Below are 24,508 nucleotides of genomic sequence, written 5' to 3'. Positions count from 1 at the left end.
GCGGGCCGGGCGTCGGGCGGGGGCAGCCCGCCGCTGCCGTTAGGCTCATGCTGCAGACGCAGACCCACACGAAGGAGATCCTCGTGCCGTCCATCGACGTCGTCGTAGCTCGCGAGATCCTCGACTCGCGAGGCAACCCCACGGTCGAGGTCGAGGTCGGCCTCGACGACGGCAGCACCGGCCGTGCTGCCGTGCCGTCCGGCGCCTCGACCGGCGCCTTCGAGGCGCTTGAGCTGCGTGACGGTGACAAGAACCGCTACGGCGGCAAGGGTGTCGAGAAGGCCGTCCTCGCCGTCATCGAGCAGATCGGCCCGGAGCTGGTCGGCTACGACGCCACCGAGCAGCGCCTGATCGACCAGGCGATGTTCGACCTGGACGCCACCCCGGACAAGTCCTCGCTCGGCGCCAACGCCATCCTGGGCGTCTCCCTCGCCGTCGCGCACGCCGCCTCCGAGGCGTCCGACCTCCCGCTCTTCCGGTACCTGGGCGGCCCCAACGCCCACCTGCTGCCGGTCCCGATGATGAACATCCTCAACGGCGGCTCGCACGCCGACTCCAACGTGGACATCCAGGAGTTCATGATCGCGCCGATCGGCGCGGAGTCCTTCTCCGAGGCCCTGCGCTGGGGCACCGAGGTGTACCACACCCTCAAGGCGGTGCTGAAGGAGCGCGGCCTGTCCACCGGCCTGGGCGACGAGGGCGGCTTCGCGCCGAACCTCGACTCCAACCGCGACGCCCTGGACCTCATCCTCGAGGCCATCCAGAAGGCCGGCTACACCCCGGGTCAGGACATCGCGCTGGCGCTGGACGTCGCCGCCTCCGAGTTCTACAAGGACGGCGTGTACGTCTTCGAGGGCCAGGAGCGCACCGCCGCCGACATGACCTCGTACTACGAGGAGCTCGTCGCCGCGTACCCGCTGGTCTCCATCGAGGACCCGCTGTTCGAGGACGACTGGGACGGCTGGAAGACCATCACCGCCAAGCTCGGCGACAAGGTCCAGCTCGTCGGCGACGACCTGTTCGTCACCAACCCGGAGCGCCTGGGCCGCGGCATCGAGGAGGGCGCCGCGAACGCCCTGCTGGTCAAGGTCAACCAGATCGGCTCGCTGACCGAGACCCTGGACGCCGTCGAGCTGGCCCAGCGCAGCGGCTTCAAGTGCATGATGTCCCACCGCTCCGGCGAGACCGAGGACGTCACCATCGCCGACCTGGCCGTCGCCACCAACTGCGGCCAGATCAAGACCGGCGCCCCGGCCCGCTCCGAGCGCGTCGCCAAGTACAACCAGCTGCTGCGCATCGAGGAGATCCTCGACGACGCCGCGGTGTACGCGGGCCGCTCGGCCTTCCCGCGGTTCAAGGGCTGACCAAGCCCGGACCAGCGGCTGACCAAGCCCGGCTCAGGGGCTGACCAGCCCGGTTCAATGGGCTGATCAGCCCGGCGTACGTACGTCCCCGTTCCCGGTCCCGTACCGTGGGCGGGGACGTACGCACGTAGTCACGCAGGCAGGGGAGGCGGACATGGCCGGGGACCGGGACCGGTTCTCCACCGCGACCAGGCTCAAGACGCTCGGCGAGCAGGCCGCGGCCCGCGTCTACCGTGCGCGCGGCCGCCGCAACCGCCTCACCGGCCGCGCGGCGATGCTGGCCCTGGTCGTCTGCTCCCTGGTCATCGCGCTGGCCTATCCGATGCGCCAGTACATCTCCCAGCGCGCGGAGATCGCCGATCAGCGGCGCCAGGCCCAGCAGGCGCGCGACGACGAGAAGCGGCTGCGCGAGGAGAAGGCGCGGCTGCAGGACCCCGCGTACATCGAACGGCTGGCGCGCGAGCGGCTGCACTACGTACGGCCGGGGGAGACGGGTTTCAGCGTGGCCGGCGACGCGCAGGACGACGACCGCATCTCCGACCACAGCGCGGCCGCGAACCGCCCGTGGTACCGCAACCTGTGGGACGGCGTGGACACGGCGGACGCGTCCGCCCGCCACTGACCCGCCCCGCCTCAGGCCACCACAGCAGCTCCCGGGGCCCGCCCGGCAGCCCCATTCCACCACCCACACCGAAGAGAATCCGCCACTCATGGACACGCCCCCTCCGCAGACGGAGCCCACCCCGCCCACCGACGCGGACATCGCCGCCTTCAAGGAGCAGCTCGGCCGCCCGCCGCGCGGCCTGCGCGCCATCGCGCACCGGTGCCCGTGCGGCAACCCCGACGTCGTCGAGACGGCGCCCCGTCTGGAGGACGGCACGCCCTTCCCGACGCTGTACTACCTGACCTGCCCGCGCGCCGCGTCCGCCATCGGCACCCTGGAGGCCGAGGGCGTGATGAAGGAGATGACGGAGCGGCTCGGCACGGACCCCGAGCTGGCCGCCGCCTACCGCGCCGCCCACGAGGACTACATCGCCCGGCGCGACGCCATCGAGGTGCTGGAGGGCTTCCCCAGCGCGGGCGGCATGCCGGACCGGGTGAAGTGCCTGCACGTCCTGGTCGGCCACTCCCTGGCCGCCGGCCCCGGCGTGAACCCGCTGGGCGACGAGGCCATCGCGATGCTGCCGGAGTGGTGGCGCAAGGGCCCGTGCGTCACCCCCTGCGCGGAGGCGCCGGGGACCGGGGAGGGCGAGGAGTGAAGCGCGTGGCCGCCGTGGACTGCGGCACGAACTCCATCCGCCTCCTCGTCGCCGACATCGACCCGTCGACCGGCGAGCTGCACGAGCTCGACCGCCGCATGCGGATCGTCCGGCTGGGCCAGGGCGTGGACCGTACCGGCCGGCTGGCCCCGGAGGCGCTGGAGCGGACCTTCGAAGCCTGCCGCGAGTACGAGGCCGTCATCAAGGACCTGGGCGCCACCAGCGTCCGTTTCGCTGCCACCTCGGCCTCCCGGGACGCCGAGAACCGCGCCGACTTCGTCCGCGGCGTCGTGGACATCCTGGGCGTGGCGCCCGAGGTGATCAGCGGCGACCAGGAGGCGGAGTTCTCCTTCGCCGGCGCCACCAGGGAACTGGCCGCCGGAGTCGGAGGGGGCGCGGAGCGCCCTTCTATTGAGGGTGGTGGCGGGCGACGGGTGGGCCACGTCGAGCCGCCGTATCTCGTGGTGGACCTGGGCGGCGGCTCCACGGAGTTCGTCGTCGGCGACACCCACGTCCAGGCGGCTCGCAGCGTGGACATCGGCTGCGTACGGATGACCGAACGCCATCTGGTGGTCGACGGCCAGGTCACCGATCCCCCGACGCCCGCTCAGATCGCCGCCATGGAGGCGGACATCACCGCGGCCCTCGACCTCGCCGAGCGGACGGTCCCGCTGACCCGGGCCCGTACCCTGGTGGGTCTGGCGGGCTCGGTCACCACCGTCGCCGCCATCGCGCTGGGTCTCAAGGAGTACGACTCCACCGCGATCCACCACTCCAGGATCCCCCTGGCCCAGGTCCGCGAGGTCACCACCCGCCTGCTGACCTCGACCCACGCCGAACGCGCGGCGATCCCCGTGCTGCACCCGGGCCGGGTCGACGTGATCGCCGCCGGGGCGTTCGTCCTGCTGAAGATCATGGAACGGACCGGAGCCCAGGAGGTCGTCGTGAGCGAGCACGACATCCTCGACGGCCTCGCGTACGCGGCGGCAGAGCAGTCCGAGGAGCCTCGGAAAGAGTCCTGACCTGCGCTGATGTAGCCGGAAATGCGCCCCCTGGGCGCTGCCCCGGTCCGCCCCCGGGTGACCACGCCCGCGAGCGCCCTCCTAGGATCGCCTGACCCGCCGACGCATCGGCCGGCGGGTCAGCACATATGTATGGGGGAAGCACCTTGAAGATCGGTATTCGCGCAGCAGCAGCCACGTCGGCTGTCGTGGCCATGACTGCCGGCCTGCTGCTCGGCGCCGCCGGCACCTCCGCGCAGGCCTCCGGGTGGAAGTGGCACTGCTCCAAGACGGTCAGCCGCACCATCGCCCTGCCGGGCAAGCCCGACGTGACCGTGAAGGCCAAGAACTGCATCGCGAACGGCCACGACGGCCAGTTCAACGCCAGGACGGTGGTGAGCTGGGACGGCGGTGCCGACTGGTTCGGCAACAAGCGGTTCAACAGCTTCAAGCTCAACTCGCGCGTCGAGTGGGCCGGCGGGAACCGCATCTACAGCAACGCGAGCCTGGCCGGCTCCATCAACGAGAAGAGCTCCGGCTCCCACAGCGAGTACATCCCGTACACCTCTGATCGGCAGGGGAAGTACACGATGGACGCCACGCTCAAGTGGGACGTGGCTGATGACGGCAAGGGCGCCGTGACCTGGGCCCTGCCGGACTCCCCGAGGGTCTGACCAGCACCTCGGAACCACCACGGGACCTCACGGGGGCCTGCCGCCGGGATCCCGGCGGCAGGCCCCTGCCTCGTGGATCGGTGTCAGCGAACACTGACATGTCCGCCCTTGACGCCGTCCGCCCCGGCACCCCTGTGATCAACCCCGGACACGCCCGTGATCAAAGTGTCTCGGGCGACCGTTTGAATGGTGCACGTCATTCAGCACAACCGCTCATCATGGGGTCCCCAATGAAGCACACCTCCGCCCGGTCCGTCCGTCGCGCCGCCGCCGCGCTCGCCTGCGCCGCGATCCTGCTGCCGCTGACGGCCTGCAACGGCGACGAGACCGCCGACGATCCGGCGGGCGGCGGCAAGTCGTCGCAGAGTCCCGCCGGCGCGGACGCCAAGCCGAACGGCGTCGAGAAGCTCTCCGCCGCCGACATCTACAACAAGGGCAAGAAGGCGAACGCCGACGCGGGCTCGGTCCATGAGCGGCAGACGCGCTCGGACGCCAAGACCGATCTCCTGGTCTCCGCCACCGACTGCGTCGGCAAGGTCGACCTGCTGGACCACGGCAAGTTCGAGATCATCCGCAAGGGCGACGACATCTGGGGCAAGGTGGACTCCCGCTTCGCCAACTGGGCCAAGCAGAACGGCAGCACCGTCCCCGCCGGCAAGTGGATGCACGGCTCGGAAAGCAACCCCATCATGAAGGCCCTGTCCAGCTACTGCCACACCAGTCAGTTCACCAAGCCGGACACGGCCTCCGTCAAGATGACCAAGGGTGCGGCCACGAAGGTCGAGGGACAGCCCGTCATCCCGCTCGTCATCGAGAACCAGGGCAAGAAGGGCACGTACAACGTCGCGACCACGGGCACGCCCTACATGGTGATGCAGGAGGGCCCGTACAAGGGCGGCTCCGCGCGCATCGTGTGGACCGAGTTCGGTACGCCGGTCAACGCCAAGGCGCCGACCGGCGAGATCGTGGAAGCCCCCAAGGGCTGACCACCGCACTCGGCGACGAGTGACCTCCGGGTAGGGAGGCCCGGAGCCTTCGGGCTCCGGGCCCCTGCTTCTCAGATGTTGCGGTAGACGTCGCGCCGGTCGCCGACCTTGACGACAAGGATGATGAGCTCGCCGTCCTCGACCTGGTAGGCGACCCGGTAGGTGCCGACCCGGAGCCGATAGAGGCCCGAGGGGCCGGCGAGCTTCTTGACGTCGGCGTCCTCGCGGTACGGATCGTCGCCGAGCGTGGTCAGCGCGGCCAGGATGCGCATAGCGGCAGGCCGGTCGATGGCTCGAAGCTGCCGCTGTGCCGCAGTGGTGAACCGGAATGCGTACTTCACGCCGCGTCTTCGGCGCGCTCGGTGAACAGATCTGCCAGCAACTCGGCCATCGTCACGGTCGGGCCGCCCTCGGCCAGGACCGCCTCCGCCTCCCGGGCCAGCAACACATCGGCCGCCTCTTCCAACGCGTCGAAGTCCGCGATCGGAACCACGGCCGCCACCGGGACCCCGTTGCGGGTGATCACCGTAGGTGTGCCCTGTTCGGCGCGATTGATGTGGTCCGCGAGGTGCGCACGGGCTTCCCGTACGGTCACAGTGCTCTCAGCCATGCAGATAGTGTACGCGTCATCGTGTACACGCAGCCTGCCGGGTTGCGGCTGTCGTCACTTGTCCGCTCGATCGAGCAGGTCCCGGATCGCCTGGAGCACGGCGTCCGGGCGTTGCACGTGCAGCCAGCTGTGTCCGGCGTCGTCGAGCACGCGGTTCTCGCCGTGGGGAACGGATGCGGCCAGTGCCTCGTAGAGGGCACGTTTGCCCTCGTTCATCTGCCGCTCCAGTTGTTCCGGCATGAACCACGACATCATGGGGTCGAGCGCCATGGCGGTGAGCACGATCGTCGGCACGTCGGGGGTGTCTCCGGCGCGGCGGAGTTCGCCGTAGAGCGTGCGGAAGTTCTTCTCTCGTGGGCCCGTGCAGCCCCGTACGGGGTCGAGGTGGAGGTCGACGAGCCGTTCGCGGATCGGGGCGGGCCACCCCGCCAGCATCTGTGTGAACAGATCGCGAATCTGCTGGAGGAGTTCTTCGCCCGGCTCGGGCGTTCCTTCGCCTGCCGCCGCGTGGGGATCCTCCACCTCCACCATGAGCCGCGGGTCCGGCATGTGGGCGTCCCAGTCCTCATGGGCGGGTTCCATCAGGAGCAGCCCGGCGACATCGTCGGGGAAGCGCTGCGCGTAGTGGCGGGCGTAGGCCCCGCCCAGGGAGTGCCCGACCAGTACATACGGGGTCGGAACGCCGGCAGCGTGCAGGAGGCGACGTAGTTCGTCGGTGACCTCGGCTCCGGTGCGCGGCAGCGGCACCTGGTCGCTCCAGCCTGTTCCGGCGCGGTCGTAGAGCACGGACGTGGTGAATTCCGCAGCCGCGTCATGGATGTTGAGGTAGTCAAGGCCGACCATGCCCCCGCCGGGCAGGAACACCACGGCCGGGCCACCGCTGCCTGAGCGGTGCAGGAAGAGGCGCCGGCCGTCGCCGTACAGGTGCCCCACGGGCGGTAAGACATCGGCAGTGGTTCCGCCGTGAGGCCTGTCCGTGTGCTGCCGCATCGAAGACTCCTTCGGAGAGGTGCATCAGTGCCAACCGTTCCCAACTTTGGAAATGGTACCAGTTGTGGGAACAATGGGGTGATGGATACGGCAGACCTGCTCCTGCACCCCCTGCGGCTACGCATCGTGCAAGCCCTCTACGGGCGGACACTGACGACGTCCCAGTTGTGCACGCGCATGCCCGACGTCCCCAAGACCACCGTGTACCGGCACGTCGGACTGCTCGTCGACGGCGGCCTCCTCGACGTGGAGAGCGAGCAGCGGGTGCGCGGCGCCGTCGAGCGCCGCTACCGGCTGCATCAGAAGCGCGCGGTGCTGGACGAGGACGCGGTCGCGGCAATGACGCCGGAAGATCACCGGCGCGGATTCACAGCGGTGGTGGGATCCCTGTTGGCCGAGTTCAACCTCTACCTCGACCGCGACGACACCGACCCGGTCGCCGATGCGGTGTCCTACCCGCAGTTCTCGCTCTGGCTCAGCGGCGACGAGATGGCCGAGCTGGCCGAAGAGGTACGCTCCGCCATCCGCTCCAGGATGGGTAACAAGCCCTCGCCCGAGCGCACGCGCCGCCTCCTCACCATGATCCTCTTCCCGGCCGAAGGGCCTGCTGAGCATGAGCGACCCTGAGTGCCCCGGAGTCCTGGAGGGGTCGGAGAGGCGCGCGGCGGGGCCTGGGCGGGCCCGGCGGCACCGCCTGGCGGCTCGCCCGAGAAAAGGTTCGTGAAATCCTTCACATGAAAAAGAGGGCCCGGCGGTCGCATCCTGCCCCCGTCGGGCCCCTTTCCGCTCACTTTCGGGCGCCATGGGGGGTCGTTGGCGATCGGACGGAGGAGTTCCGGGGGGTGGCGCTGAGCCGTGCGGAAGGGGTGGTTCAGCCGCCTCGCGGGGTCCAATCCCTGTTCAGTAGGGGTGGCTAACGTCTCCCGGGGCGTTCTGGTTCCCCCGGGCGGCTATGGCGTGGGTCACGGTGGCGGCGGAGTGTAGCAGATGCCCCCGACGTGCTTGTGAAGGGGCTCACGAGCACCCCTCCAACGGGTGCTGGATACTCGAATCATGAGCACCACGGAGCGTCCCAGGATCCTCGTTGTAGGCGGTGGGTACGTAGGCCTGTACGCGGCGCGCCGCATTCTGAAGAAGATGCGGTACGGCGAGGCGACCGTCACGGTCGTCGACCCGCGCTCGTACATGACGTACCAGCCCTTCCTCCCCGAAGCTGCTGCCGGCAGCATCTCCCCGCGCCACGTCGTGGTCCCGCTGCGACGCGTGCTCCCCAAGGCGGAGGTCCTCACCGGCCGCGTCACCACCATCGACCAGGACCGCAAGGTCGCCGTCGTCCAGCCGCTCGTCGGCGAGGCGTACGAGCTGCCCTTCGACTACCTGGTCATCGCGCTCGGCGCGGTCTCCCGTACCTTCCCGATCCCCGGCCTGGCCGAGAACGGCATCGGCATGAAGGGCATCGAGGAGGCCATCGGGCTGCGGAACCACGTGCTCGAGCAGCTCGACAAGGCCGACTCGACCACCGACGAGGAGGTCCGCCGCAAGGCGCTGACCTTCGTCTTCGTCGGCGGTGGCTTCGCCGGTGCGGAGACCATCGGCGAGGTCGAGGACATGGCGCGCGACGCGTGCAAGTACTACACGAACGTCAAGCGCGAGGACATGCGCTTCGTGCTCGTCGACGCCGCGGACAAGATCCTCCCCGAGGTCGGCCCGAAGCTCGGCCAGTGGGGCCTGGAGCACCTGCAGAAGCGCGGCATCGAGGTCTACCTCAAGACCTCCATGGAGTCCTGCGTCGACGGCCACGTCGTTCTCAAGAACGGCCTGGAGGTCGACTCCAGCACCATCGTGTGGACGGCCGGCGTCAAGCCGAACCCGGCGCTCGCCCGCTTCGGCCTCCCGCTGGGCCCGCGCGGCCACGTCGACACCGCCCCCACCCTCCAGGTGCAGGGCACCGACTACATCTGGGCCGCCGGCGACAACGCCCAGGTCCCGGACCTGGCCGTCGGCGAGGGCGCCTGGTGCCCGCCGAACGCCCAGCACGCGCTGCGCCAGTCCAAGGTCCTCGGCGACAACGTCATCTCGGGCATGCGGGGCTTCCCGCAGCGCGAGTACAAGCACGCCAACAAGGGCGCGGTCGCGGGCCTCGGTCTGCACAAGGGCGTCGCGATGCTGGTCTTCGGCAAGACGAAGATCAAGCTCAAGGGCCGCCTCGCCTGGTACATGCACCGTGGCTACCACGGCATGGCGATGCCGACCTTCAACCGCAAGATCCGCGTGCTGGCCGACTGGACCCTGGGCATGTTCCTCAAGCGCGAGGTCGTCTCCCTGGGAGCCATCGAGAACCCCCGCGAGGAGTTCTACGAGGCGGCGGCTCCGGTCTCCGCCGCGGCGGCCAAGAAGGCCGAGACGAAGGTCGAGCAGGCCAAGGCCGGCTGATCGCAGGTCCGGCGGCAGCAGCCGGGCCGCACGTACGACGCCGAGGGCGTCCGCCAATCCGTGGGGCGGACGCCCTTCGGCGTGTTCGGGCTCCCCCATGCCGGTCCTGCCCCCGGCTACCGTGAGAGGTGGTCCTTTCTGACTCACCCTCACGGAGGTGTGCGACATGGCCGACGCCGCCCGACGGCTCACCGCGCTCGCCGAGGAGGTGCTGGGAGCCCCGCTCCCGGTCCGCATCCGCGCCTGGGACGGCAGCGAAGCCGGGCCGCCCACCGCGTCCGGCGGCGACACGCCCACCGTGCCCACCCTGGTCCTGCGCCGTCGCCGCGCCCTGCACCGGCTGCTGTGGCGGCCGGGCGAACTGGGCCTGGCCCGGGCCTGGGTGGCCGGCGACCTCGACATCGACGGCGATCTGTACCAGGCGCTGGACCTGCTGGCCGGGCTGCTGTGGGAGCGCCCCACCGCCGCCCGCCGCGGCAGGGCGGCACTCGCCGCCCTGCACGCGCTGGGTGACCCCCGGCTGCGCGCCGCCGCCCGCTCGCTGCTCACCCTCGCGGGCCCCGGCCTGCCGCCCCCGCCGCCACGCGAGGAAGCCCCGGTGCGGCGCGGCCCCCTGCACACCCTGCGCCGCGACAAAGAGGCCATCCGGCATCACTACGACGTCGGTAACGCCTTCTACGAGCTGGTGCTGGGACCCTCGATGGTCTACTCGTGCGCGTACTGGGACGACGCCGACGGCACCCCCACCCTGGAGGCGGCCCAGCACGCCAAGCTCGACCTGATCTGCCGCAAGCTGGCGCTCCAGCCCGGCCGGCGGCTGCTGGACGTCGGCTGCGGCTGGGGTTCGATGGTGCTGCACGCCGCCCGCGAGTACGGCGTACGGGCGGTCGGCATCACCCTCTCCGAGGAGCAGGCGGCGTACGCCCGCAAGCGCGTCGCGGAGGCGGGCCTCGCCGACCGGGTCGAGATCCGCGTACAGGACTACCGGCTGGTCACCGACGGCCCGTTCGACGCGGTCTCCTCCATCGGCATGGCCGAACACGTGGGCACGGCACGCTACGCCGAGTACGCCGCCGTCCTGCACCGGCTGCTCGTCCCCGGCGGGCGGCTGCTCAACCACCAGATCGGCCGGCGCCCGGAACCGGACGAGGAGGCGTACCGGGTCGACGCGTTCATCGACCGGTACGTCTTCCCCGACGGCGAGCTGGCCCCCGTCGGGCGCACCGTCGCCCAGCTGGAGGAGGCGGGCTTCGAGGTACGGGACGTGGAGGCGATCCGCGAGCACTACGCGCTGACGCTGCGCCGCTGGGTCGCCAACCTGGAGGCGAACTGGGCGGCGGCCGTGCGCGCCACGTCCCCGGGCCGGGCCCGGGTCTGGCGGCTCTACATGGCGGCCTCCGCGGTGTCCTTCGAGCGCAACCGGATCGGGGTCAACCAGGTGCTCGCGGTCCGTACGCCGGACTCGGGCGCGTCGGGGATGCCGCTGCGGGCCAGGGAGTGGAGCGGGTGACACAAAAGGGCTCCGGGCCCGCGCCGTGGGGCGCGGGCCCGGAGCCCTGGCAGCTGTGCCGCCTACGACGACTTGATGGCCGCCAGCATGTTCATCTTGGCCGCCCGGCGCGCGGGCCACAGGGCCGCCAGCACGCCGACCAGCCCGGCGATCAGCAGGAAGACCACCACCCGGTCCCAGGGCAGGACCAGCGTGTAGGTGGATATCCCGGCGGCCATCAGCTCACCGGCCGCCCAGCCGAAGAACAGTCCGAGGCCGACGCCGAGCACACCGCCGAAGAGTGAGATCACCACCGCTTCGAGGCGCACCATCCGCTTGACGCTGCGGCGGTCGAAGCCGATGGCGCGCAGCATCCCGATCTCCTGGGACCGCTCGAAGACCGACATCGCCAGGGTATTGATGACGCCGAGCACCGCGACGATCACGGCCATGCCGAGCAGCCCGTAGAGGATGTTCAGCATCAGGGTGAACATCGAGGCGATCTCGTTGGAGACGTCCTCCTTGTCCTGCACCTTGATGGCCGGGTTGTCGCCGAGCGCCTTCTCCAGGTCGGCCTTGGTGGCGTCGGTGGCGCCGTCCTTGGTCTTGACCATGACGAGCGCGTCGGCGACCGTCTCCATGTGGGGGGTGAGGGTCCCGATATCCATCTGGATACCGTTGATCATCATGTTGCCCTCGTAGAGGCCGGCCACGGTCAGCGTGGCCTTCTTGCCGTCTTCGAAGGTCATCGGGAACGACGAGCCGACCTTCCAGCCGCGGTCCTCGGCCGTGTCCTCGTCCACGACGACCTTGTTGCCGTTGACCGAGGAGAAGGAGCCCGCGCTGAACGGGATGTCGATCAGCTTGGCGATGTCCTTGCCGTTGACGCCCGACACCGTCTTGTTGCTGTCGGCGACGCGGACCGGCGCCTGGCGCAGCGCGCTGGAGGCGGTGACGTCGTCCAGGCCGCTCAGGGTCTTCTCGACGTCCGGCGAGAGCAGCACGACGCCGTCGCCCATCTTCACGAAGTAGTCGGCCTCGAAGGAGTCGGCGGCCATCTTGTCGATGCTCTTCTGCAGGCTGCCCGCGATCACCGTCATACCGGTGATCAGCGTGAGGCCGATCATCAGCGCGGAGGCGGTGGCGGCGGTGCGGCGCGGGTTGCGCACCGCGTTCTGCCGGGCCAGCTTGCCGGACATCCCGAAGAGCCTCAGCACCGGCCCGACGGCGGCGATCAGCGGCCGGGACAGCAACGGGGTGAGCACGATGACGCCGATCAGGACGGCGACGGCACCGATGCCCATCGCGGCCTTGCCGTCGTCCATGGTGGTGCCCGCGACGACGGCCGCGATGCCGATGCCGGTGAAGACGGCGCCGATGGAGTTCCGCACCACCAGGCTGCGGGTGGTCGCGACGGCGTGCACGCTGCTCATCGCGGCGACCGGCGGGATCTTCGCGGCGCGGCGGCCCGGCAGCCAGGCGGCGAGCATGGTGACCACGATGCCGACGATCATCGAGGTGATCACCGTGTTCGCGCCGACGACCAGCGGACCGTCCGGAACGGTTGCGGCGGTGGAGTTCAGCAGCGAGCGCAGGCCCGCGCCGATGCCGATGCCGGCGGCCAGGCCGGCGGCGCCCGCGACCGTGCCGACGAAGGCGGCCTCGATCAGCACCGAGCGGGTCACCTGGCGGCGGCTGGCGCCGACCGCGCGCAGCAGGGCCAGCTCCTTGGTGCGCTGGGCGACCAGCATGGTGAAGGTGTTGGCGATGATGAAGATGCCGACGAACAGCGCGACACCGGCGAACCAGAGCATGCCGGTCCGCATCACGCTCATGCTGCTCTCGATCTCCTTGGCCTGGTCGTCGGAGAGCTTCTCTCCGGTGACCGCCTCGGACTCCTTGGGCAGGATCTTGTCCGCCGCGGCCTTCAGCTCGGCCTGGGAGGTGCCGGGCTTGGCCGCCAGGTGGATCTCGTCGAACTGGCCGGGCTTGGCGAACAGCTTCTGCGCGGTGGCGGTGTCGAACAGCGCGAGGCTGCCGCCGGCCGCGACGTTGCCGTCGTCGGTGGTGAAGACGCCGACCAGCTTCTCGCTGCGGACGGGGCCGTCGGCGGAGACCCGCACGGTGTCGCCGACCTTGTAGTGGCCCTTCTTGGCGGTCTTGGAGTCCAGCGCGACCTCGCCGGCGGCCTTGGGCGCGCGGCCGTCCTTGAGGGTGTAGCGGGAGTCCTTGCCGTCGGTGCCGGGGAAGTAGTTGCCGCCGGTGTTGGCGAAGCCGTTGCCCAGCAGGTCGCCGTCCTTGTCGGCCACGGCGGTGTAGCCGGAGACCAGGCCGGTGGCGGAGGCGGCGCCGTCCAGCTTGGTGGCCTTGTCCAGCAGCCCCTGGCTCAGCCGGGGCGCGGCGCCGGGACGGTCGTCGTCCGAGTCGGCGTCGGGCCGGATGGCGACGTCGACGGTGGAGTAGCCCTTTTCAGAGCTCTTCTGATAGGCGTCGGAGACGGTGTTGGTGAAGACCAGGGTGCCCGCGACGAAGGCCACGCCCAGAAGCACGGCGAGCATCGTCATCAGCAGCCTGGCCTTGTGCGCGAGCACATTGCGCAAGGCGGTACGGAACATGGGTCAGGTCAGTCCTGTGGAGAGGGCCGGTGGTCGGGCGCTGTGGTGATGCGGCGTCGGCTCAGCTGACCCGTCCCTTGGCGTCGAAGCGCTTCATGCGGTCGAGCACCGCGTCGGCGGTGGGCTCACGCAGCTCGTCGACGATGCGGCCGTCGGCGAGGAAGACGACCCGGTCGGCGTAGGACGCGGCGACGGGGTCGTGGGTGACCATGACGACCGTCTGGCCCAGCTCGCGCACGGAATTGCGGAGGAAGCCGAGCACCTCGGCGCCGGAGCGGGAGTCGAGGTTGCCCGTCGGTTCGTCGGCGAAGATGATCTCGGGCTTGCCGGCCAGCGCGCGGGCCACGGCGACGCGCTGCTGCTGACCGCCGGAGAGCTGGTTCGGCCGGTGCTTGAGGCGGCCGGCGAGACCGACCGTGGCGACGACCTGATCCAGCCACGCCTGGTCGGCCTTGCGGCCCGCGATGTCCATCGGCAGCGTGATGTTCTCCAGCGCGTTCAGCGTGGGCAGCAGGTTGAACGCCTGGAAGATGAAGCCGATCTTGTCGCGCCGCAGCTGGGTGAGCTTCTTGTCCTTGAGCGAGGTCAGCTCCGTGGTGCCGATACGCGCCGATCCCCGGGAGATGGTGTCCAGGCCGGCCATGCAGTGCATGAGGGTCGACTTGCCGGAGCCGGAGGGCCCCATGATGGCGGTGAACTCGGCCTGCCGGAACTCGACGGAGACCGAATCCAGGGCGACCACCTGGGTCTCGCCCTGTCCGTAGACCTTGGTCAGGTCCTTGGCGGCTGCGGCCGCCGCACTGGTGCGGGGGCCGGTCTCGACGCCGGCGGGGAAGGTGGTCACGGAAACAGCTCCTCGGATCGGAAGTGCCAGACGTGTCGAAAGCGCCTCACGCGGGCGCGCGGCGACTTCTTCCATCGTCCTTGCCCGAGCCGCCCGGGGGATCAGCCCGTGCTCCCGTCCTGGGGTGGACTTGGGAAGTACCGCGGGGGAGGGGGGTCCTCCTCAGGTAGGAGAGGCACGTGTGTGCCCGCGTCACCCCGTTGGCGGGACTTGGTCATCTGGTCGGCGGTATTCGGCCACTCTGACGAAGCCCTCGACTCCTCGTCATTCGTTGTTATGGCCGCACCGCAAGCGGTGACCAGGCCCTACAGGCCCTTGGCATATGCCATAGGCTCTGCAGCCCTGCTGATGAGCCCTCAGTTGCCAATAAAATAAGACAACCACGGTCCGTCGTTCCGCTGTTCGGGGACTTCTCCCCGGATAGTCTCGTCTCTGCTCTCTTCGGAGAGGGCCGTGTTCGCGGCTCGATCGAGAGCCCAGCCCGGATGGTGGAATGCAGACACGGCGAGCTTAAACCTCGCTGGCCTTCGGGCCGTGCCGGTTCAAGTCCGGCTCCGGGCACCTCCAGGTCTCATGTGCGCACGCTCCGTGCGCGCCTCGTCGCCCACCGTTCCGGTCGCCGCCTCGGGACCCGCCGGGCAGCGTGGCAAGGTTCCTCCAAAGATCCTGCCCAGGCACTAGGGTGCATCCTTTGCTGTGCCATTACCCTTGTCCCAAGGTCGCGCAGGGCGGCCACGGAGGAGTGAGGATGAGGAGCAGCAACCCGGTCTTCTCGCGACGGGGGTTCGGCCGCGACGGCGGCTCTGCCGGTTTCGGCGCGGCGCCGCAGGCCGGGGGCCCCGCCGCTGTCCAGGGCAACCCGTACGCGCAGACCCAGCCGCCGACCAACCCGTACGCGCTCGGTGACCAGCACAACCTGACACCCGAGCAGATGCAGCAGATGTACGGCGCACCGCCGGTCGCACCGCTGCAGACCGGCCGGATGACGATGGACGACGTCGTCATGCGGACGGGCATCACCCTGGGCACTGTGATCGTCGCCGCCGCGGCGGCGTGGGCCGCCCAGCTCCCCATGGGCGCGGGCTTCGCCGCCGCGCTCGTCGCGATGGTGCTCGGCTTCGTCCAGTCCTTCCGGCAGAAGGCCTCGCCGGCGCTGATCCTGGCGTACGCGCTCTTCGAGGGCGTCTTCCTCGGCGTCATCAGCCAGGCCTTCAACGAGCGCTGGTCCGGCATCCCGATGCAGGCCGTGCTCGGCACGATGGCGGTCTCCGTCGGCGTCCTGGTGGCGTACAAGACCCGGCTGATCCGGGTCGACCAGCGGTTCATGCGCTTCGTGATGGCGGCCGCGATCGGCTTCGTGCTGCTGATGGCCGTCAACCTCCTGTTCGCGGCCATCGGTGGCGGTGACGGCCTCGGCTTCCGCAGCGGTGGCCTCGGCGTCGTCTTCGGCATCGTCGGCGTGCTGCTCGGCGCGGCCTTCCTGGCGATGGACTTCAAGCAGATCGAGGACGGCGTGCGGTACGGCGCCCCGCGCGAGGAGTCGTGGATGGCCGCCTTCGGCCTGACGCTCTCGCTCGTCTGGATCTACCTGGAGATGCTGCGCCTGATCGCGATCCTGCGGGAGCTGTGATCGGCGGCGGCGACAGCCGGCAGCGAAGGGCCCGCGGCGACTGCCGCGGGCCCTTCGTCATGTCGGCTCACGGCCGCATGTCGGCTGACCGCCGTGCCGCAGCCGCTACAGCAGCTTGCGCGCCGCCCGGCGCAGGTCGTGCTCGTGGATGATCGCCTTGGCGTGGCCGTACGCGAGCTGGTGCGCGCCGCGCAGCCAGCTGACCTTCTCCTCGAAGCGGAAGAGGGCGGGTCCCTCGTCCACCGTCCGCAGCCAGTCGGCGACTTCACGGCCGGTGCATGCGGGGATTCGGGAGAGCAGGTTCCGGTGGGTTTCTTCGGAGAAGACGTGGGACATCGGCGCCTCCGGCGTGTCCAGTCGCTGTTCCACTTCGGCCCAGTGGGCTCGTCTTCAGCTCACCGTGCCTGACTGTTGGCGCGTTGGCAACAGGCCGTTGGCGACGCATAGGCTCACGGCGTGAACGATGTGACGCCCTTGCTGACCGCTGTCGACCGGCTGGCCGACCGGCTCCGTACCCTGCCGCAGTCCGCGCTGCAACGGGGCGGCGCGGCCGAAGCGCTGGCGCTGGCACGGGAGTTGGCCCAGTGGGCGCAGGAGATCGAGGAGCCGGGCCGCACCCCGCGTACGGTGCCGGACGCGGGGCTCTTCGCGGTGGGGGACCAGGTGGCCGTGGCCGGGCACGATCTGGCCGAAGCGCTCCGGGACGCGGCCGAAGGCGAGGGGCTGCTGGCGCGGGCGGTGGACCGGGTCGCGGAGGCGGCGGCGAAGATCGCCCCCTGACGGAGGCTCCGGCGCCGGGGGCCCGAGTCCTGCGAGCGCCGTGTCCTCCAGCGGCGTGCTGCCAACAGCGGCGTGCTGCCCAACAGCGGCGCGATGTCCTACAGCGAGGCGATGACGCGGTCCGCGAGGACGTACACGTTCTCCTCGCCGCAGGCGAAGGTCAGCGCGTACGCCCCGGAGACGCCGGAGCTGCCGAGCAGCACGGGGGCGACGCCCTCGCGCAGTGCCGTGGCGAGCCGGTCGGAGGTCTCCCGGTGGCCCGGCGTCATGCAGATGGTGGTGCCGTCGGCGAAGACGTAGACGTCCAGGGTGCCGAGCGGACCGGGCCGGACGTCGGCGAGCGGGGTGCCGGCGTCGGACAGCTCGGCGAGCCGGTGCACGGTGCGGTCGTGGTCGCTGATGCCCGGCGACGGGTTGAAGTCGGGGTGCGAGGGGTGGCGGCGGCGGGCGGCGGCGAGTTCGGGGGACTCCACGACGTCCGCGTCCAGCTCCAGCTCCTCGGCCGCGTCCAGCGGCTCCGGGCCGAACAGCGGCTCGAACCCGGCGAAGTCCGCCTGCCGGGGCACGTAGATCTGGGGCTCGGCCTGGGGGGCGTCCAGCAGGTCGTCGCCGAGGCCGGCCACCCCGCCCAGCAGCGAGGAGGCGTCGGAAGCGCCGGCCGCCGCGCTGACGTCGCGGGCCTCCTGCGCGGCCCAGAACGCGCGGGCCTCGGCCAGCTCGCGCTCCCGCTCCTCGGCGAGGGCGTCGGCCACGGCGGCGCGTATCTCGGCGGCGGGGGTGGTACGCGCCATGGGCACCGACGCGACGCCGCGCGTGTGCGCGGCGGCGGACTCCGCGAGCTCGGTACGCAGGTCGGCGATCTCCCGGCGGAGGCCGCGAGCGGTGTGCATGGCGGCGGCGCCGATGGCCGTGGCGGCGGACGCGGCCAGCAGGAGGGCAAGAGTCATGGCGCTCACTGACGTACTCCCGATTGCGGTTGATCCCCGATTCCTACCTCAGCTTGGCCCGCGCCGCAGAGGCTTGTCAGTGCATAACGTCACCAAAGGGGCGGGCATTTGGTCCCCCACATGCGGTCGTTACGCCTCTGACCTGCGAAAACGCTACTCCCCCAGGAGTTAGGTCACATCCTGGGGGAGATTCGGTCACAACCGGTGCGGTGGCCGAAACCCCGGCCCCGGCCTCAGCTCAGGTCGCGTTCCGCCTCGCGTCCGCTGCGGCTCAGCTCAGCCGCTCGATGACCATCGCCATGCCCTGGCCACCGCCGACGCACATGGTCTCCAGGCCGAACTGCTTGTCGTGGAACTGGAGGGAGTTGATCAGCGTGCCGGTGATGCGGGCGCCGGTCATGCCGAAGGGGTGGCCGACGGCGATGGCGCCGCCGTTGACGTTCAGCTTGTCCAGATCGATGCCCAGGTCGCGGTAGGACGGGATGACCTGCGCGGCGAACGCCTCGTTGATCTCGACCAGGTCGATGTCGCCGATGGTCAGCCCGGCGCGGGCGAGCGCCTGCTTGCTGGCCTCCACCGGGCCGTACCCCATGATCTCCGGGGAGAGGCCGGAGACTCCGGTGGACACGATGCGTGCCAGCGGCGTGACGCCCAGCTCGCGCGCCTTGGTGTCGGACATGATGACCAGGGCCGCGGCGCCGTCGTTGAGCGGGCAGCAGTTGCCCGCGGTGACCAGGCCGTCGGGGCGGAACACGGGCTTGAGCCCCTGCACGCCCTCCAGCGTGGTGCCCGCGCGCGGACCGTCGTCCTTCGCCACGACCGTGCCGTCGGGCGTGGTCACGGGGGTGATCTCGCGCTCCCAGAAGCCCTTCTTGATGGCCTCCTCGGCCAGGTTCTGGGACCGGACGCCGAACTCGTCCATCTCCTGGCGGGTGATGCCCTTGAGCCGCGCCAGGTTCTCGGCGGTCTGGCCCATCGCGATGTACGCGTCCGGGATCAGCCCGTCCTCGCGCGGGTCGTGCCAGTCGGTGCCCTCCTGCTCGGCGCGCGCGGCGGTGCGGGCCTCGGCGTCGGCGAACAGCGGGTTGTGGGTGTCCGGCAGCCCGTCCGAGCTGCCCTTGACGCTCCGCGAGACCATCTCGACGCCCGCGGAGATGAAGACGTCGCCCTCGCCCGCCTTGATGGCGTGCAGCGCCATCCGGGAGGTCTGGAGGGAGGAGGAGCAGTAGCGGGTGATGGTGCAGCCCGGCAGGTGGTCCATGCCCATCTGCACGGCGACGATGCGGCCCAGGTTGTGCCCCTGCTCGCCGCCCGGCAGACCGCAGCCCAGCATGAGGTCGTCGATCTCGCGCGGGTCCAGCTCGGGCACCTTGGCGAGCGCGGCCTGGATGATCTCCGCGGTCAGGTCGTCCGGGCGCAGGTCCTTGAGGGACCCCTTGAAGGCGCGACCGATGGGCGAGCGGGCGGCAGAGACGATCACGGCTTCGGGCATCACGGCTCCAGGAGGGGAGAAGGCTGGACGGAAGGGAAGTTACCCGTACGTATGGCGGGGGTCACGGTTTGTGGGCTGTGATGCGGAACTCTTTTCTAAGCGTACGCTCAGCGGCGCCCGCGGCGGGCCGGCGGTGCCTCGCCGGGTCGGGGAAGGTCCGCCGCAGGCGCCACGGACCGGCGGGTCAGTTGGGCAGGGACGGTTCCGCGGGGAGTGGGGCACCGCACCCGCTTCGGTCGGCAGGCGCCTGCGGCGCCTCAGCAGGGCCCACGGGCCGCGGGTCGCCGTGACCTCCGCGCCTCCCTCGGCCGCCGCCTCCGCCGCCGCGCGGGCCACCGGCATGACGTCCTCCTGGCGGGCGGGCTCCAGGGTCTCCTCCGGCCAGAGCCCGAGCGCACCGCACAGGGTCGGCAGGATCGCCATCGCGGCCGTCGCGTACCCCTCCGCCGACGGGTGGTAGTTGTCGGGCCCGAACAGCTCCCGCGGGTTCTTCGCGAACTCCGGCCCGAGCAGGTCGCCCAGCGACACCGTACGCCCGCCCTGTTCGACCACCGCGATCGTCTGCGCGGCGGCCAGCTGGCGGCTGAGGCGGCGGGCGATCCAGCGCAGCGGCTGGTAGACGGGCTCGATGGTGCCCAGGTCGGGACAGGTGCCGACGACCACCTCGCAGCCGGCGTCCCGCAGTCTGCGGACCGCGGCGGACAGCAGGCGGACGGACCTGGCGGGCGGCACCCGATGGGTGACGTCGTTGGCGCCGATCATGATCACGCAGACGTCGGGACGGGGCGGCGGCTCGGTGGGCGGCTGCTCGACGAGCGCCGCCTCCTCCTCGGCGGCAGCCTCCACCGCGGCCTCTGCCGTGGCGTCCGCCGCCGCGTTCTGCGCCGCCGCGTCCTGCGCCGTCTCCATCGCCCCCAGGATCAGGCCCACCTGCCGGTCCAGATCCTCGGACCGGGCGCCCGGAGTCGCCACGTTCCGCAGGTCGACCGGGCATTCGGCGACCGCCGCGAGCCCGGAGGCCAGCAGCGCGCCGGGGGTCTGGCTGGGCCGGTGCACGCCCTGGCCCGCCGCCGTGGAGTCGCCGAGGAACGCCAGCCGCAGCGGACTGCGCCCGTTGCGGAGTGCCAGGGCGAAGCCGTACCGCCCGTCGGCGCACGGCGGCGTCTCCTCCGATTCGCCGATGACCCGCTTCGCGAGCGACACCTCGGTCAGTAACAGCCCGACGGCCATCCCGCCCAGCACCCCGATCCCACCACCGCCGTAGGCCGCCGCGGCGGCGATCCGCCGGGCCACCCTCGCCCTCGACCAAGACATGGGACGTATCCACCTCCCGAACGCACCAGGCTCCTCACACCTTCTTGCCCCGCCCGCGCTGGTGTGCAACGCGCCGGTCGGGCGTCGGCGGCCGTTTAGGCTGGCAGCACGGGCCCCGCGACGGCGGCCGCCCCTTTGACCGCGGAGATCCCGCTGACACTGGAGTAGGGCGTGCAGTACTACGAATCGATGATTGAGCTGGTCGGCAATACCCCGCTGGTGAAGCTCAACAACGTTACGGAAGGCATCCAGGCGACGGTGCTCGCCAAGGTCGAGTACTTCAACCCCGGCGGGTCCGTGAAGGACCGGATCGCCGTGCGGATGATCGAGGCGGCCGAGCGTTCCGGAGAGCTCAAGCCTGGCGGCACCATCGTCGAGCCGACGTCGGGCAACACGGGCGTGGGGTTGGCCATGGTCGCCCAGCGCAAGGGCTACAAGTGCATCTTCGTCTGCCCGGACAAGGTTTCCACGGACAAGATCAACGTGCTGCGGGCGTACGGCGCCGAGGTCGTGGTCTGCCCGACGGCCGTGGATCCCGAGCACCCCGACTCGTATTACAACGTCTCCGACCGCCTGGTGCGGGAGACGCCGGGGGCCTGGAAGCCCGACCAGTACAGCAACCCGAACAACCCGCGTTCGCATTATGAGACAACCGGCCCCGAACTTTGGGAGCAGACGGAGGGGAAGATCACCCACTTCGTCGCGGGCGTCGGCACCGGCGGCACCATCAGCGGCACCGGCCGCTATCTGAAGGACGCCAGTGACGGCCGGGTCAAGGTCATCGGCGCCGACCCGGAGGGCTCGGTCTACTCCGGCGGCTCCGGGCGCCCGTACCTGATCGAGGGCGTCGGCGAGGACTTCTGGCCCACCGCCTACGACCAGACCGTCGCGGACGAGATCGTCGCCGTCTCCGACAAGGACGCCTTCCAGATGACCCGGCGGCTGGCCAAGGAGGAGGGCCTGCTGGTCGGCGGCTCCTGCGGCATGGCGGTCGTCGCCGCGCTGCGGGTGGCCGAGGGCCTCGGCCCGGACGACGTCGTGGTCGTGCTGCTCCCCGACAGCGGCCGCGGCTACCTGTCGAAGATCTTCAACGACGACTGGATGGCCGACTACGGCTTCCTCGAGGAGGCCGGTCCGGCGGTCCGCGTCGGCGACGTGCTGGAGGGCAAGGAGGGCGGACTGCCGTCCCTGGTCCACATGCACCCCGAGGAGACCGTCGGCGAGGCGATCGAGGTGCTGCGCGAGTACGGCGTCTCCCAGATGCCGATCGTCAAGCCGGGCGCCGGGCACCCTGACGTGATGGCCGCCGAGGTCGTCGGGTCGGTCGTCGAACGGGAGCTGCTGGACGCCCTGTTCACCCAGCGCGCCTCCCTCAACGACCCGCTGGAGAAGCACATGAGCCCGCCGCTGCCGCAGGTCGGCTCGGGCGAGCCGGTCGAGGACCTGATGGCGGCGCTGAGCGGTGCCGGGGCGGACGCGGCCATCGTGCTGGTGGAGGGCAAGCCGAAGGGCGTGGTCAGCCGGCAGGACCTGCTGGCGTACCTGGCCACGAGCCCGAAGTCGGCGTGAGTGGCCGTCAGTCGGCGGTCACGGTGACGAGCCGTCGGCCATGGTGACGAGCCGTCGGCTGACGTGCGGTTGACGGGCGTGGGCGCGGATGTCCCACAAGGTGTACGCACGCGTCACGCGCCCGCAGCACGCGCTTAACACAGGTCCGGCACAGTAAGGGGCGTCGGCAAGGACGACACCGACACCCCAAGTGCGGCGACACGGACCTCCGGAGCGGCTCCCGGACCTCCATGGTCGCCCGGACGTGGCAGCTCGGCCCTGACCCGGCCCGCGTCCCAGTGGGGGGACCGCCGTCGTCCCGCCCTCGGTGCTCACAGCCGGGGTGCGGCGGTCCCCCTATTTCTTCTCTTTCTCCCTTCGCGAACCGGGGTTGCCGACGTCGTCCCGGTGCTCGGGGCCGAGGTCGGGGTCGCGGTGCCGGCGGAGCCAGGCGAAGCCGCCCGTCGCGTGGACCGCGTTCACCCCGAAGATCCCGGCCCAGGCGACCAGCAGCCCCGCCAAGTCCGCCTGGGTCGCGGCTATCGCCGACAGCGGTATCGCCAGGACCAAGGACACCGCCACGAAGCCGAAGCGCTCGCCCACGCCCATCCCCTCACCCAGCCCGCCGGGCCCCCGCCCGGCGGCCGGGCGCCGCGCGCGGCAGCCATCTGCTGCTCGGCGAGTTGCCGGCGCACATGGCGGTCGGCGGTGTCGTTGAACCGCTGCTCGACCTTCTCCAGGAAGGATTCGACCAGCTCCGACTCGTACTCCGCGCCCAGCTCCTTGCGGGTCTGGAGGGCGGTGTCGAGTTCATTTCTCAGCTCGGGATCGCGGGCGTCCATGCTCTTGACGGTACGGTCGCGGCAGTGCCGATGTAAGTAGGGCCAGCCCCCCAACCGACCCTGGGGGAAAAGCCCCCTGTCGAAGGAGCAGTCCGTGGCCGCACCCTTGCTGACGTCCCTCACGGAGCCCGGCGGCGACCGCCCCGATGCGATCTCGGTCGCGGGCCGCGCCTGTTCCCGCGAGGACCTGCTGGGCGCGGCGGGCGCTGTCGCGGCCCGGATCGCGGGGGCGCCGGTGGTCGCGGTGCGGGCGACGCCCACGCTGGAGACCGTGACCGCGGTCGTGGCCGGGCTGCTGGCCGGGGTGCCGGTCGTCCCCGTACCGCCGGACTCCGGACCCGTCGAGCGCGACCACATCCTGCGCGACTCGGGCGCGGCCTTGCTGCTGGACGGACCGGGCGCGCCCGCCGCCACCGGCGGTGCCGCCACGACCGGCGCCGGGGTTTTCGGGACCGGCGCCGGGCTCGGGACCGGCGCGGGGGCCGAGACGGGCGCGGGGGTCGAGACCGTGCTCGTGGACCTGCGAGAGCGCGGCACATGGACGGAGGCCGAGCCCGAGCCCGCGTCCACCGCGCTCATCCTCTACACCTCCGGTACCACCGGCGCGCCCAAGGGTGCGTTGATCTCCCGCCAGGCGGTCGCCGCCGGCCTGGACGCGCTCGCCGACGCGTGGGCGTGGACGGCGGAGGACACCCTCGTCCACGGGCTGCCGCTGTTCCATGTGCACGGCCTGGTGCTCGGCGTCCTGGGCGCGCTGCGCACCGGCAGCCGCCTGGTGCACACCGGCCGGCCGACGCCGGAGGCGTACGCGGCGGCGGGCGGCAGCCTGTACTTCGGCGTACCGACGGTGTGGGGCCGGGTGGTACGGGACCAGACCGCCGCGCGGGAGCTCAGCGGGGCCCGGCTGCTGGTCTCGGGCAGCGCCCCGCTGCCCGCGCCGGTCTTCCGCGACCTCGCGCGGCTGACCGGGCAGCGCCCGGTGGAGCGGTACGGCATGACGGAGACCCTGATCACCGTCTCCGCGCGCGCGGACGGCGAGCGGCGGCCCGGCTACGTGGGCACCCCGCTCTCCGGGGTGCGGACGCGGGTGGTGGCCGAGGATGGCGCCGACATCGGCGAGTTGGAGGTGTCCGGGCCGACGCTCTTCGACGGGTATCTGAACCGGCCGGAAGCGACCGCCGGGGCGTACACCGCCGACGGCTGGTTCCGCACCGGCGACATCGCCGCGATCGAGGACGACGGTTCGCACCGGATCGTCGGCCGCGCCTCGATCGACATGATCAAGTCCGGTGGCTACCGGATCGGCGCGGGCGAGGTGGAGAACGCGCTGCTGGACCACCCGGCGGTGCGCGAGGCGGCGGTCGTCGGCGCCCCGCACGAGGACCTGGGCCAGGAGATCGTGGCGTACGTGGTCGCCGACGGGGTGACGGAGCGGGAGCTGACCGACTTCGTGGCCGGGCAGCTTTCCGTACACAAGCGGCCGCGCAAGGTCCGCTTCCTTGCGGAGCTGCCGCGCAACGCGATGGGCAAGCCGCAGAAGAAGCTGCTGCCGCCGCTCTGACGTGCGGGGTCCACGCTTCCTCCCCGCTCCCGCCCCCGCCCATAGGACGCCCCCACCCATGGGAGGGGTGCGGAAACGGTCTGGCGGCTGATGCCCGGGAGGTGCGGACGGGCATACGGTGCGCGAGAC

Annotated in this window: 22 protein-coding genes, 1 tRNA gene and 1 pseudogene; 14 read left to right on the top strand and 10 right to left on the bottom strand. The window is 71.1% G+C overall.

Annotated features, from left to right (window positions below; all coding sequences use genetic code 11):
* The first annotated feature begins 83 nt into the window (after positions 1-83).
* The 6 genes from eno (at position 84) to Q3Y56_RS13290 (ending at position 5,284) form a co-directional block, all read left to right on the top strand.
* Positions 84-1,364: a phosphopyruvate hydratase gene (gene eno / locus Q3Y56_RS13315; protein WP_304465588.1), complete on the top strand. Its 1,281-nt coding sequence runs from the start codon at positions 84-86 to the stop codon at positions 1,362-1,364.
* A gap of 154 nt (positions 1,365-1,518) precedes the next feature.
* Positions 1,519-1,986, top strand: coding sequence for a septum formation initiator family protein (locus tag Q3Y56_RS13310; RefSeq protein WP_304462145.1), 468 nt, complete (start codon positions 1,519-1,521; stop codon positions 1,984-1,986).
* An 88-nt stretch (positions 1,987-2,074) separates the two neighbouring features.
* A complete protein-coding gene (locus tag Q3Y56_RS13305; RefSeq protein ID WP_304462144.1) occupies positions 2,075-2,623 on the top strand; it encodes a DUF501 domain-containing protein in 549 nt (182 codons plus the stop codon).
* Positions 2,620-3,645, top strand: coding sequence for a Ppx/GppA phosphatase family protein (locus Q3Y56_RS13300; protein ID WP_304462143.1), 1,026 nt, complete (start codon positions 2,620-2,622; stop codon positions 3,643-3,645). Before Q3Y56_RS13305 ends, Q3Y56_RS13300 begins: the two co-directional genes overlap by 4 nt.
* Positions 3,646-3,833: 188 nt before the next feature.
* Positions 3,834-4,298, top strand: coding sequence for a hypothetical protein (locus Q3Y56_RS13295; protein ID WP_304462142.1), 465 nt, complete (start codon positions 3,834-3,836; stop codon positions 4,296-4,298).
* A gap of 230 nt (positions 4,299-4,528) precedes the next feature.
* Positions 4,529-5,284: a hypothetical protein gene (locus Q3Y56_RS13290; RefSeq protein ID WP_304462141.1), complete on the top strand. Its 756-nt coding sequence runs from the start codon at positions 4,529-4,531 to the stop codon at positions 5,282-5,284.
* A gap of 71 nt (positions 5,285-5,355) precedes the next feature.
* Here Q3Y56_RS13290 and Q3Y56_RS13285 read toward each other — a convergent pair whose 3' ends face one another.
* From Q3Y56_RS13285 to Q3Y56_RS13275, 3 genes are read right to left on the bottom strand one after another with little or no spacing between them, the layout of a single operon-like run.
* Positions 5,356-5,625 (bottom strand): type II toxin-antitoxin system RelE/ParE family toxin, encoded by a 270-nt coding sequence (locus tag Q3Y56_RS13285; RefSeq protein ID WP_304462140.1) that lies wholly within the window; start codon positions 5,623-5,625, stop codon positions 5,356-5,358.
* Positions 5,622-5,894 carry a type II toxin-antitoxin system Phd/YefM family antitoxin gene (locus Q3Y56_RS13280; protein ID WP_304462139.1) on the bottom strand — a complete coding sequence of 91 codons (273 nt, stop codon included), beginning with the start codon at positions 5,892-5,894 and terminating at the stop codon, positions 5,622-5,624. The genes Q3Y56_RS13285 and Q3Y56_RS13280 overlap by 4 nt, the downstream gene beginning before the upstream one ends.
* Before the next feature lie 54 nt (positions 5,895-5,948).
* Positions 5,949-6,827 (bottom strand): alpha/beta fold hydrolase, encoded by an 879-nt coding sequence (locus tag Q3Y56_RS13275; RefSeq protein ID WP_304462138.1) that lies wholly within the window; start codon positions 6,825-6,827, stop codon positions 5,949-5,951.
* 138 nt (positions 6,828-6,965) lie between these two features.
* On the opposite strand from Q3Y56_RS13275, the gene Q3Y56_RS13270 reads away from it, so the two are divergent.
* The 3 genes from Q3Y56_RS13270 to Q3Y56_RS13260 all read left to right on the top strand — a co-directional run bounded on the left by Q3Y56_RS13270 (position 6,966) and on the right by Q3Y56_RS13260 (position 10,827).
* Positions 6,966-7,511, top strand: coding sequence for a helix-turn-helix domain-containing protein (locus Q3Y56_RS13270; protein WP_304462137.1), 546 nt, complete (start codon positions 6,966-6,968; stop codon positions 7,509-7,511).
* Between the two features lie 426 nt (positions 7,512-7,937).
* Complete coding sequence (locus Q3Y56_RS13265) at positions 7,938-9,317, top strand: NAD(P)/FAD-dependent oxidoreductase (RefSeq protein WP_304462136.1); 1,380 nt, start codon at positions 7,938-7,940, stop codon at positions 9,315-9,317.
* 166 nt (positions 9,318-9,483) lie between these two features.
* A complete protein-coding gene (locus tag Q3Y56_RS13260; protein WP_304462135.1) occupies positions 9,484-10,827 on the top strand; it encodes a cyclopropane-fatty-acyl-phospholipid synthase family protein in 1,344 nt (447 codons plus the stop codon).
* Between the two features lie 62 nt (positions 10,828-10,889).
* On the opposite strand, the gene Q3Y56_RS13255 is transcribed toward Q3Y56_RS13260, so the two are convergent.
* Positions 10,890-13,421 (bottom strand): ABC transporter permease, encoded by a 2,532-nt coding sequence (locus Q3Y56_RS13255; RefSeq protein ID WP_304462134.1) that lies wholly within the window; start codon positions 13,419-13,421, stop codon positions 10,890-10,892.
* 61 nt (positions 13,422-13,482) lie between these two features.
* On the bottom strand, positions 13,483-14,265 hold the full coding sequence (locus Q3Y56_RS13250; RefSeq protein ID WP_304462133.1) for an ABC transporter ATP-binding protein: 783 nt from the start codon (positions 14,263-14,265) through the stop codon (positions 13,483-13,485).
* A 479-nt stretch (positions 14,266-14,744) separates the two neighbouring features.
* Here Q3Y56_RS13250 and Q3Y56_RS13245 point away from each other — a divergent pair.
* Together Q3Y56_RS13245 and Q3Y56_RS13240 are read left to right on the top strand one after the other, a co-directional pair.
* Positions 14,745-14,826, top strand: a tRNA-Leu gene (locus tag Q3Y56_RS13245).
* A gap of 187 nt (positions 14,827-15,013) precedes the next feature.
* Positions 15,014-15,895, top strand: coding sequence for a Bax inhibitor-1/YccA family protein (locus Q3Y56_RS13240; protein WP_304462132.1), 882 nt, complete (start codon positions 15,014-15,016; stop codon positions 15,893-15,895).
* Positions 15,896-16,000: 105 nt separating this feature from the next.
* On the opposite strand, the gene Q3Y56_RS13235 is transcribed toward Q3Y56_RS13240, so the two are convergent.
* Positions 16,001-16,231, bottom strand: a complete 231-nt coding sequence (locus tag Q3Y56_RS13235; protein ID WP_304465587.1) for a DUF4287 domain-containing protein — start codon at positions 16,229-16,231, stop codon at positions 16,001-16,003.
* Between the two features lie 120 nt (positions 16,232-16,351).
* Here Q3Y56_RS13235 and Q3Y56_RS13230 point away from each other — a divergent pair, with 120 nt between their 5' ends.
* On the top strand, positions 16,352-16,675 hold the full coding sequence (locus Q3Y56_RS13230) for a hypothetical protein (protein WP_304462131.1): 324 nt from the start codon (positions 16,352-16,354) through the stop codon (positions 16,673-16,675).
* 98 nt (positions 16,676-16,773) lie between these two features.
* On the opposite strand, the gene Q3Y56_RS13225 is transcribed toward Q3Y56_RS13230, so the two are convergent.
* From Q3Y56_RS13225 to Q3Y56_RS13215, 3 genes are all read right to left on the bottom strand, one after another.
* Positions 16,774-17,631, bottom strand: coding sequence for a hypothetical protein (locus Q3Y56_RS13225; protein ID WP_304462130.1), 858 nt, complete (start codon positions 17,629-17,631; stop codon positions 16,774-16,776).
* 262 nt (positions 17,632-17,893) lie between these two features.
* Positions 17,894-19,114, bottom strand: a complete 1,221-nt coding sequence (locus Q3Y56_RS13220) for an acetyl-CoA C-acetyltransferase (RefSeq protein ID WP_304462129.1) — start codon at positions 19,112-19,114, stop codon at positions 17,894-17,896.
* Positions 19,115-19,153: 39 nt separating this feature from the next.
* Complete coding sequence (locus tag Q3Y56_RS13215) at positions 19,154-20,428, bottom strand: SGNH/GDSL hydrolase family protein (RefSeq protein WP_304462128.1); 1,275 nt, start codon at positions 20,426-20,428, stop codon at positions 19,154-19,156.
* 171 nt (positions 20,429-20,599) lie between these two features.
* On the opposite strand from Q3Y56_RS13215, the gene Q3Y56_RS13210 reads away from it, so the two are divergent.
* On the top strand, positions 20,600-21,997 hold the full coding sequence (locus Q3Y56_RS13210) for a cystathionine beta-synthase (RefSeq protein WP_304462127.1): 1,398 nt from the start codon (positions 20,600-20,602) through the stop codon (positions 21,995-21,997).
* A 336-nt stretch (positions 21,998-22,333) separates the two neighbouring features.
* Here Q3Y56_RS13210 and Q3Y56_RS13205 read toward each other — a convergent pair.
* Positions 22,334-22,818, bottom strand: a pseudogene (locus Q3Y56_RS13205) (hypothetical protein).
* Between the two features lie 94 nt (positions 22,819-22,912).
* On the opposite strand from Q3Y56_RS13205, the gene Q3Y56_RS13200 reads away from it, so the two are divergent.
* The gene (locus Q3Y56_RS13200; protein ID WP_304462126.1) at positions 22,913-24,379 is read left to right on the top strand and encodes an acyl-CoA synthetase; all 1,467 of its coding nucleotides are present in this window, start codon (positions 22,913-22,915) and stop codon (positions 24,377-24,379) included.
* Positions 24,380-24,508: the final 129 nt, after the last annotated feature.

This window comes from Streptomyces sp. XD-27, assembly GCF_030553055.1.
Taxonomy (GTDB): domain Bacteria; phylum Actinomycetota; class Actinomycetes; order Streptomycetales; family Streptomycetaceae; genus Streptomyces.
The sequence above is the reverse complement of the archived record's forward strand: the minus strand, read 5'-3'. Positions and strand labels throughout refer to the sequence as shown.